Origin of the sequence: Jatrophihabitans sp. (assembly GCF_046262535.1) — a bacterium.
Classification (GTDB): Bacteria; Actinomycetota; Actinomycetes; order Mycobacteriales; family Jatrophihabitantaceae; genus Jatrophihabitans.
In genome coordinates this window covers 1-10,231 of sequence record NZ_JBHEMO010000142.1, presented here as the reverse complement: position 1 = coordinate 10,231, position 10,231 = coordinate 1, and the positions used below count along the sequence as shown (strand labels likewise).

Sequence of the window (10,231 nt, the reverse complement as noted above, 5' to 3'; positions counted from 1 at the left end):
CCGACGCTGGTTCCGATGATCGACGTATTGGGCTAACGTCCGGCCATCCGGCGCTGACAATTAGGTGGCGCCGTAGAACCACGATGCCCTCACAGGAGGCTCAGCAGTGCGATCCCGCGTAATCACCACAGTTGTGGTACTGACGACGGCGAGTGCCCTGGCACTCACCGGTTGTTCCAGCAGCAAGAAGAAGTCCACCAGCGGCGGACTCGGCAACGGCGGCGGCAACAAGAGCTCCAGCGGCTCCGCCCCGGCTACCGGCGTCACCTACAAGCTCGGTTTCATCGGCGCGCTGTCCGGCCCGAACGCCCAGCTCGGCATCAACGAGCGCCAGGGCGCGCAGCTGGCCATCGACCAGGCCAACGCGGCGCACAAGCACAAGTTCCAGGTCAAGCTCGTCCTCTCCGACAGTGAGGGTGACCCGGCCAAGGCCCCGCCGGCCGCGACCAAGCTGATCTCCGACTCGACCATCGTCGGCGTCATCGGCCCTGCGTTCTCCGGCGAGAGCGAGGCCGTCAACCCCAGCTTCTGCGGCGCCAGCCCGCCCATGCCGACGGTGACCGCCTCGGCCAGCCGTGGCACGCTCCAGAACCACGGCTGGAAGTGCTGGCACCGGATCATCCCCAATGACAACGTTGAAGGTTCCCAGGGCGCTGACTGGCTGGCCCGCAGCGGCGCCAAGAAGGTCTTCGTGCTCAGCGACCTGAGCGCATACGGTGCCGGCGTGGCCGGGACGATGGCCCACGAGCTCCAGGCCAAGGGCGTCAAGGTCCAGACATCGGGCGTCGACGGAAAGACGACGCAGAACTACAATCCGATCGCCCAGACCATTGCCTCGTCGGGCGCCGACGCCCTCTTCTACGGTGGTTACGACACCGCGGCCGCCCTCTTGGCGAAGGCGCTGAAGTCGGCCGGCTTCAAGGGTCGGACGGTCACCGGCAACGGGGGCAAGGACTCCATCTTCACCAAGGACGCCGGCGCCGCCGGCAACGGCTGGTACTTCACCTGTGGTTGCCAGGACGCCACGATCGCGCCGTCGGCCAAGCAGTTCGCGGCGGACTACAAGGCGAAGTGGAAGACGGATCCGTCGACCTACTCGTCGGAGGCTTTCGACGCAGCCAACCTGTTCATGGACGCCATGGACAAGGCATCGGCGAACGGCCCCGTCACCCGTACGAGCCTGCTGACGGCGCTGAACGCGGAGGACTTCCAGGGCATCACCACGAGCATCAAGTTCCAGCCCAACGGTGAGGTCGAGGCCAAGAACCTGGTTGTCAACCTGTTCCAGGAGAAGAACAACCAGATCGTCGGCATCGGCGACATCAACAAGCAGAGCTGACACTCTCCGGTTAATCGAATGAGCAATGGCGGGCGAGCCGGGGAGACCCGGCTCGCCCGTCGCTTGCCCACCATCGGTGTGCGGAGTCGCGTAGCGCACCGGGATCCGAAGGAGCACCGGCCTTGAGCCAATCCCAAGACTGGCTGCAGCAGTTACCGCAAAACCTGGTGATCGGTCTGGAGCAAGGGTCGATCTACTCATTGGTGGCGCTCGGGTACACGCTGGTCTACGGCGTGCTGCAGCTGATCAACTTCGCGCACAGCGAGGTCTTCATGCTCGGGGGATTCGGTAGCTATCTCGTCGTCGACGGGATCGTCGGGAAACGACATATATCCGGCGTCATGGTGCCGCTGACCGTCATCTCGGGGGTACTCGTCGGCGCGATCGTCGGCGCCGGCACGGCCTGGCTGCTGGAGAAGGTCGCGTACAAGACGTTGCGACAACGCGGCGCACCGAAGTTGGCATTCCTGATCAGCGCGATCGGCGCATCGTTGTTCCTGTCCAACCTCGCGGGCAAGTTGTTCAACCATCTGACGAACAACCCGTTCCCCGAGTACTTCAACACCGACCGCGTCCTCTTCCACATCGGTTCGGCGAAGTTCAAGCTGCTGGAAAGCATCATCATCTTCTCGGCCTTCGCCATGATGATCTTCCTCGACCGGTTGGTGAACCGGACGAAGCTCGGTCGGGGGATCCGGGCGGTCGCCGAGGACGCCCCGACGGCCGCCCTCATGGGTATCGACATTGACAAGACGATCTCGCGTACCTTCGTGATCGGCGGCGCGCTCGCCGGCGTCGCCGGTTTCATGTACGGGTCGTTGATCGGGGTCAGCAACCTCATGGGCTTCACGCCCGGCGTCAAGGCGTTCGCGGCCGCCGTGCTCGGCGGCATCGGCAACATCCGCGGCGCCATGATCGGCGGTCTTCTGCTCGGCGAGACCGAGGTCCTCTTCTCCGCCCTGCCGTTCGTCGGGGCGCAGTGGAACGACGTCGTCAGCTTCGTGGTGCTGGTGCTCATCCTGCTCGTCCGGCCTACCGGCATCCTCGGTGAACGATTGGGGCGTGCCGCATGACCGTGGACACCCGCCCGACGGCCCGCAGCTTCGCCGGCGACCTCTTCGGCAAGGCGTCGATGCAGCGCCTGGCTGCCTGCCTTTTCGGCGGCATCGTCCTGGCTCTGATGGTCGGCAACCAGCACGGCACGCAGGACGACTTTCATGTCGGGATCACCGGCGCGATCTTCAAGCCCCGCGTGTTCCTCTTCCTCCTCATCGGTCTCGTCATCTTCTTGCTGATGACCTTCTGGCCGCTGGTCGCGCCGTACGTCAGCCGGCCGGGCACCTACCCGCTCGGCGCCGGACTGCTGATCGTCATCGGCGCGCAGACGATCATGAACTGGTACGACCCCCTCGCCGACAGCGCGGGCAGCGCGAAGTTCTCCGCCGTCCGGACCGCCGTGTCCAATGTCTCGGGCTTGTCCGGCGTCACTGAGCCGTTTTTCTCGTGGCTGGCCTGGACGCTCATGATCGTGGCCCTGCTGCTGTGCGGGGTTGCGATCATCGCGCGCATACGCGTGGCTGGGTACCTGACGGCCGTGGTCGGCGTCGCCGGCGCCGTATTGGCGTATGTGGCCCACTCCGACGTGGTCGACGTGTCGACGCTTCCGGGCTACGATCACTCGCTCGGCATGTACGGCGACATCTTGGGGTTCCTGGTGCTTGCCGGGGCCGGGATGACGGCGGCTCGGACGCGGGCAGAGGTGGCCGACACCCGGGCTTTCGTGCGCACGGTCAACGGATTCCGGCCCGGCCTCGTCCTGGCCGTGGTCGGGCTGATCTGGGGGTTGTTGGCCTACACGACGGCCGGATGGTTCGGCACCGGCGCCCAGCGCAACGACTCCTTCGCCGACAGCCGGTCCACGTTCTCCGGTACCGGCATCTCGGGAATCGCGTCGCAGTACTTCAGTTGGCTCGGCTGGACGCTGCTCCTCGGTTGCGCGGCCCTCACCCTCGCGGCCACCTACTTGCGGCACCAGATCCTGGGCTGGGTGGCCGGGATCGCCTCGCTGATCGCGGTGGTGCTCACCTTCCTGACGCTGAAGTCGATCACCGGTGTCGCGGCCGACCAGGCGTCCCAGTACGGCGCCAGGTGGAAGAACCTCGGCGCCGGCGGATTCGCCGCCTGCATGGTGTTCACCATCTTTGCCGGGGCGGCCGCACTCGTGATCGGCGCGGCCCACGACCGGGCGCAGGCGGAGAAGAAGGAGCGGGCTGACACCCGAGCATCGGGGGGCGGGAAAGCGCCCGGCGCGTCCACCAAGAAACTTCCGGTGTCGGCGATGGTCGAGACCGTGCGCACGTCGTCGATGGCCAAGGCGTTGTTGATCATCGGAATCGGCTTCGCGTTGTTCTACCCGCCCACCCTCACCGTCACCTGGCAGAACACCCTGGTCTCGCAGATCGGCTCCTTCGTCCTGCTGGCGATCGGCCTCAACGTCGTGGTCGGCTGGGCCGGCCTGCTGGATCTCGGCTACATCGCCTTCTACGAGGTCGGGTCGTACACGACCGCGTACATGACCGGCCGCCTGCCGGTGAAGCCACCGAACTGGCTGCACGCGTTCCATTCGCCGTTGTGGTCGATCCCGTTCGCCATCGTCATCTGCATGATCGCCGGCGTGCTGCTGGGGGCGCCGACGCTGCGCTTGCGCGGCGACTACCTGGCCATCGTGACGCTCGGTTTCGGTGAGATCGTGCAGATCCTGTCGATCAACCTCAAGCACTTCACGGGCGGTCCGCAGGGTCCGACCGTGCCCCACCCGCACCTGCACTTCGGCGGCCTGAGCATCACGTGGGGTCAGGACAACCTGCCCTACTGGTACCTATTGCTGATCATGCTCATCATCGTGATCGTGCTCTTCTACCGCCTCGAGGGCTCACGGCTGGGACGGGCGTGGGCGGCGATCCGCGAGGACGAGGTCGCGGCGCAGGCCAGCGGCGTGAACACCGTGAACGTGAAGCTGCTCGCCTTCGTCATCGGCGCGTCGACGTCAGCGCTGGCCGGCTGGTTCTTCGCCACGCAGGTGGGGTACTTCGACCCGACTCTGTTCACCCTCCAGGCGTCCATCCTCATCGTCGCGTACGTGGTGTTCGGCGGCATGGGGTCGCTCCAGGGCGCGATGGCGGGTGCGGCGGTCCTCACCTGGCTGCCCCAGTTCCTCAAGGACCAGGTGCCGGTGGAGGACCGGCAGATGTGGATCGGCGCGCTCGTCCTGGCGATGATGATCTTCCGGCCGGCCGGTCTGTTGCCGGCCAAGCGGCGCAAGGCCGAGCTGGAGGGTCTCGAGGGATCGGATTCGGGCGAGACCGTGGCCGTGCCGAGAGCAGGTGCGATGTGACCGCGACCCAGGCGACTCCGGCGACCGAGGACGTCGTCTTCGACGTCGAGCATGTGACGCTGCGCTTCGGCGGTGTGGTCAGCCTCAACGACGTCAGCATGCGGATGTACCGCGGCGAGATCCTCGCGGTCATCGGTCCGAACGGCGCCGGCAAGACCTCGCTGTTCAACTCCCTCACCGGCGTCTATACGCCGCAGGACGGATCGATAACGGTGGTGGGTCGGGCCGGCGAAGCGCCGGTCAGTGTCATCGGCAAGAAGACGCACGTCGTCAATCATCTGGGCGTCGCCCGGACGTTCCAGAACATCCGCCTGTTCCCCGCCCTCACCGCCATCGAGAACGTCAAGGTGGGCATCGAGACCCGGCAGAAGTCCGGTCCGGTCTCGGCCATGCTGGGAATGCCCTGGCAGCGCAAGGAGGAGCGCGAGAGCACGGCCGCCGCGCTCGCACTGCTTCGCGACGTGGGACTCGCGCGACAGGCAAACGAACTGGCCGGCTCGCTGGCCTACGGTGAGCAGCGGCGCCTCGAGATCGCGCGCGCGCTGGGCACGAATCCGGGTGTGCTGCTGCTTGACGAGCCGGCCGCGGGCACGAACCCCGTCGAGAAGCGCGAGCTGGCGGAGTTGATCTCGCGCATCAACACCGAGCGGCGCGTCAGCGTGCTGCTGATCGAGCACGACATGAAGCTGGTCATGTCCGTCGCCCACAGAATCATCGTGCTCAACTTCGGCGAGAAGATCGCCGAGGGGACGCCGCACGACATCCAGAAGGACCCGGTCGTCGTGGCGGCCTACCTGGGCACGTCGGCGGAGGAGGCCGAGGGGCAGGTGGCTGACCAGCCCGAGCTGCACCTGATCGACACCGAAGCCGTCGCCGCCGCGCGAGAGGACGAACCCGATGAGTGAACCGCCGGTCAGCACCGAGAAGGCGGCGACGTCGTCGAGCGCGCAGGCCCGGGAGCTGCTCCAGGTCGATCAGATCGAGGTCCGCTACGGCACCATCGCCGCCCTGAAGGGCATCAGCTTCTCCGTCCGCGAGGGCGAGATCGTCGCGCTGCTGGGCGCGAACGGAGCGGGCAAGACCACGACGCAGAAGACCGTGTCGGGCATGCTGCGCCCGGCGAAGGGCTCGATCACGTTCGACGGTAAGCGCATCGACGGGATTCCCGCCCACCAGCTGATCCGCCTCGGCGTCTGCCACGTGCCCGAGGGGCGGCACGTCTTCCCGCGAATGACCGTGGCCGAGAATCTGGAAATGGGTGCCTTCCGGTTCAAGTCCACCGATCAGGCGGATCTCGAGCGCGTCTACGAGCTGTTCCCGCGCTTGAAGGAGCGGATCAAGCAACAGGCGGGCACGCTGTCCGGCGGCGAACAGCAGATGTTGGCCATCGGCCGGGCGCTCATGGGCAAGCCGCGCCTGCTGCTGCTCGACGAGCCGTCGATGGGCCTGGCCCCGCTGATCGTGGCTCAGATCTTCGAGATCATCCGCGAAATCAACAACAGCGGGGTCACCGTGCTGGTCGTCGAGCAGAACGCCGCGCAGGCGCTGTCGCTGGCGAACCGGGGGTACGTCCTCGAGACCGGCGACATCGTGCTCGAGGGGACCGGTCAGGAGCTGCTCGCCGACGACCGGATCCGCGCGGCTTACCTCGGTGAGGAGATCGCGGCATCCTAGCCGCACGATCTTGGCTCCGCCTAGGTGCAATTCAGCTAGCTGCCACGAGGCCAACCTCCTGAGGCGCTGTTGACCACAGCCATCTATGGTTGCGCGTGCAGTCAATTCGTTGTCGGGGCCATCGAGTCATTGGAGGCACCTGAATGTCGCGTGTGAACGTCCGGGTCCGACCCGCCAACGAAGATGACATCCCGTCCCTCGTGGCCCTGGTCCAGAGCATTGACACCAGCACCGGGATGTTCAGCGGCCGGCCCCTGCAGGACCAGAGCACGCAGCACCTCACCGAGCGGTTCGGGCAGATCCTGCGCTCAGAGCGCGTGCTGCTCATCGCTGCGGACGAGGCCGGCGCGGTCGTGGGGATGCTGTCGGCCCGCGACGACGCCGTCGGAGCCATCGACCTGACCCCCGTCCTGCACGTCACCCACCTCGTCGTGGCCCCGGGGCACCGGCGCCGGGGCATCGGCCGGTCGCTGCTGGCCGCGGCGGTGCACTTGGCCGAGGACGCCGGCGTCGAACACCTCCTCGCTACCGCCGCGGCGGGGTCCCGCGAGGGCAACCGCTATTTGGCCCGGATCGGCTTCGCGCCGCTCGTCGTGCACCGGATCGCGCCCACCAGCTCGCTGCGCCGCTCCCTGGGCATGACCGACGTGGCCGGCCGGATGGCCGTCCTGCGCCGGACCCGCATGGTGCGCGCCCAGCGCGGCGGCTTCGCTTCCCGGGCGGTCGGCCGCGGCGCCTGATCGCCGTCTGCGCCGTCACACCCTGCGCCTAAGGTGAGGGGCGTGAGCCAGCACAGCGAGGTCCGTTCGTGACGGCGACGAAAACGTCCAACCCGACGAAGAGCGCGACGGCCACGCTCCTGCTTCTCGACGGGCACTCTCTCGCCTATCGCGCGTTCTACGCGCTGCGCGAGGTGGACATGTCGACGACCACCGGGCAGCCGACGAATGCCGTCTTCGGTTTCACCTCCATGCTCATCAACCTGATGCGCGACGAGGAACCGACGCACGTCGCCGTCTCCTTCGACGTGTCCCGGCAGACGTTCCGCAGCGAGATGTACGCCGACTACAAGGCGGGCCGGTCCGAGACCCCCGACGACTTCCGCGGCCAGGTGACGCTGATCCGCGAGGTCTTGGACGCGTTACGCATCCCGGTGATCACCGCCGAAGGCTACGAGGCGGACGATGTCATCGCCACGATCACCACCCAGGCGGTGGCCGGCGATGTCGACGTCCTCATCTGCACCGGCGACCGTGACGCACTGCAGCTCGTCAACGACCACGTCACGGTGCTTTATCCGAAGCGCGGCGTGAGCGAGATGACCCGCTTCACGCCCGACGCGGTGCAGGAGAAGTACGGACTCAGTCCGGCCCAGTACCCCGACTACGCGGCGCTGCGCGGCGATCCGAGCGACAACCTGCCGGGGATCCCCGGAGTCGGCGAGAAGACCGCCGCCAAGTGGATCCGCGAGTACGGCTCGCTGCGCGAGCTCATCGACCGGGTGGACACCGTCAAGGGTAAGGTCGGTGACGCGCTGCGCGAGAACCTGGCCGCCGTCGAGCTGAACCGGCGCCTGACCGAACTCGTGCGCGACGTCGACGTCGACATCCAGCTCGATGCCTTGGCCCGCCGGCAGTGGGACCGCGAAGAGGTGCACCGCCTCTTCGACGATCTGCAGTTCCGGGTGCTGCGCGAGCGGCTCTTCGCGACCGTGGACGCGGCCGAGCCCGAGGCCGAGGAAGGTTTCGACGTCGCGACCTCGCGGCTCGGCCCGGACGACGTCGGCCAATGGCTCGACGAACACGCGTGCGACGGCCGGCGGGTCGGCCTGGCGTTTCGCGGGCAGTGGGGGCGGGGCACCGGCTCGCTCACCGGCGTCGCGCTGGCCGCGGCCGACGGCAGTGCGGCCTTCATCCCCCCGGAGATGCTCACCCCGGACGACGACAAGGTGTTCGCCGCCTGGTTGGCCGACCCGGACATCCCCAAGGCCGTCCACGACATCAAGGGCCCGCTGCTGGCTCTGCGCCAGCACGGCTGGGCGCTCGGCGGGGTCACCAGTGACACGCAGCTGGCCGCCTACATCCTGCGTCCGGACCAGCGCACGTTCGATCTCGCCGATCTCGCGCTACGCACCCTGCACCGCGAGCTGCGAAGCAACATCGAGGACTCCGGTCAGCTCACCCTCGATGGCGGGCTGGACGAATCCGACGACGCGATCGCCGACGCCGAGACCGTCCGCGCGAGCGCGGTCAAGGATCTCGCCGAGGCCTTCGACGGCGAGCTGGCCCGCAGCCGCGGCGCCGAGTTGCTCAGGGACATGGAACTGCCCCTCACCTACGTCCTGGCCGACATGGAAGCCGTGGGCATCGCCGCCGACACCGACGCGCTGGTGGCGCTGCAGTCCGAGCTCGGAGCCGGCGTCCAGGCGGTGGAACAGGACGCGCACCGCGAGGTCGGCAAGGAGTTCAACCTCGGCTCGCCCAAGCAGCTGCAGGAGATCCTGTTCGACCAGTTCGGTCTGCCCAAGACCAAACGGATCAAGACGGGCTACACCACCGACGCCGACTCGCTGGCCGATCTGTACGTGAAGACCCAGCACCCCGTGCTCGAGCTGCTGCTGCGGCACCGCGAGGTCGCGCGGCTCAAGTCCGTCGTCGACGGTCTGCTCCCGCTGGTCGACGACGTGGGTCGCATCCACACGACGTTCAACCAGACCGTCGCCGCGACCGGCCGGCTGTCCTCGACCGATCCGAACCTCCAGAACATCCCGGTCCGCACGGCCGAGGGCCGGCGCATCCGCGAGACCTTCGTCGTCGGGCCCGGATACGAGTCGATCATGACGGCCGACTACAGCCAGATCGAGATGCGGATCATGGCTCACCTGTCACATGACGAGGGACTCATCGAGGCGTTCACGACCGGCGAGGACCTGCACACCTTCGTCGCGTCGCGCGCGTTCGACCTGCCACCGGAGGACATTGACGCCGAGCTGCGGCGCCGGGTGAAGGCCATGAGCTACGGCCTGGCCTACGGCCTGTCCGCATTCGGGCTGGCGAAGCAGCTCAAGATCACCGCTGATGAGGCGCGCGGGCAGATGGACGCGTACTTCACCCGCTTCGGCGGCGTACGCGTCTACCTGCGGTCGGTGGTCGAGGACGCCCGGCAGACCGGCTACACCGAGACGATCATGGGTCGGCGCCGCTACCTGGCCAACCTCACCAGCGACAACCGCAACCTGCGCGAGATGGCCGAACGGGCCGCGCTCAACGCCCCCATCCAGGGCAGCGCCGCCGACATCATCAAGGTGGCTATGCTCGGCGTCCATCGCGGACTGGCCGCGGCCGGACTGCGCTCCCGCCTGTTGCTGCAGGTCCATGACGAGCTGGTACTCGAGATCGCGCCCGGCGAGCGCGAAGCGGTCGAGGAACTCGTCCGGGCCGAGATGGGCGGCGCGTACGAACTCGACGTGCCGATGGACGTCTCCGTCGGCGTCGGCCCCACCTGGCACGACGCGGCGCACTGACCGTGCCCGGCAGCCGCTGGACCTCCTTCATCGCCGATCCCGCCCGTCGCCGGATCCTGCACGAGGACGGCAACGACGCCCATCGGCTGCGGGTCGAGCACGACCGCCAACGTCTCTACGTCGAGCTGAGCGGTGAAGAAGGCAAAGGCCCGTGGACGGTGCTGGCCGTGGACCGGTCCTCCCGCCGGTTCTACGTGGCGCAGGGAGAGACGAAGACCGACGCGACGCGGGCGGCCGCCGACGGTCTCACCCGGCTGCTCGGACCGTGAACTGCCTCGGCGGCCCGGCCTTTCAGCGCGGC

At 67.6% G+C, this 10,231-nt stretch carries 8 protein-coding genes; all 8 read left to right on the top strand.

Features of this window, described 5'->3' with window-relative positions; translation table 11 throughout:
- Positions 1–106: 106 nt before the first annotated feature.
- The 8 genes from ABR571_RS19020 (at position 107) to ABR571_RS18985 (ending at position 10,199) form a co-directional block, all read left to right on the top strand.
- Positions 107–1,339, top strand: coding sequence for a branched-chain amino acid ABC transporter substrate-binding protein (locus ABR571_RS19020; RefSeq protein WP_409454785.1), 1,233 nt, complete (start codon positions 107–109; stop codon positions 1,337–1,339).
- 122 nt (positions 1,340–1,461) lie between these two features.
- Positions 1,462–2,412, top strand: coding sequence for a branched-chain amino acid ABC transporter permease (locus ABR571_RS19015; protein WP_409454784.1), 951 nt, complete (start codon positions 1,462–1,464; stop codon positions 2,410–2,412).
- Positions 2,409–4,733 (top strand): branched-chain amino acid ABC transporter permease, encoded by a 2,325-nt coding sequence (locus ABR571_RS19010; RefSeq protein ID WP_409454783.1) that lies wholly within the window; start codon positions 2,409–2,411, stop codon positions 4,731–4,733. Before ABR571_RS19015 ends, ABR571_RS19010 begins: the two co-directional genes overlap by 4 nt.
- Positions 4,730–5,638, top strand: coding sequence for an ABC transporter ATP-binding protein (locus ABR571_RS19005; RefSeq protein ID WP_409454782.1), 909 nt, complete (start codon positions 4,730–4,732; stop codon positions 5,636–5,638). The genes ABR571_RS19010 and ABR571_RS19005 overlap by 4 nt, the downstream gene beginning before the upstream one ends.
- Positions 5,631–6,407 (top strand): ABC transporter ATP-binding protein, encoded by a 777-nt coding sequence (locus ABR571_RS19000; RefSeq protein ID WP_409454781.1) that lies wholly within the window; start codon positions 5,631–5,633, stop codon positions 6,405–6,407. The genes ABR571_RS19005 and ABR571_RS19000 overlap by 8 nt, the downstream gene beginning before the upstream one ends.
- Positions 6,408–6,559: 152 nt before the next feature.
- Entirely contained in the window at positions 6,560–7,147 is a 588-nt protein-coding gene (locus ABR571_RS18995) for an N-acetyltransferase family protein (protein ID WP_409454780.1), read from the top strand.
- 68 nt (positions 7,148–7,215) lie between these two features.
- Complete coding sequence (polA, locus tag ABR571_RS18990; RefSeq protein WP_409454779.1) at positions 7,216–9,930, top strand: DNA polymerase I; 2,715 nt, start codon at positions 7,216–7,218, stop codon at positions 9,928–9,930.
- A gap of 2 nt (positions 9,931–9,932) precedes the next feature.
- Positions 9,933–10,199 (top strand): hypothetical protein, encoded by a 267-nt coding sequence (locus tag ABR571_RS18985; RefSeq protein ID WP_409454778.1) that lies wholly within the window; start codon positions 9,933–9,935, stop codon positions 10,197–10,199.
- The last annotated feature ends 32 nt before the right edge of the window (positions 10,200–10,231 follow it).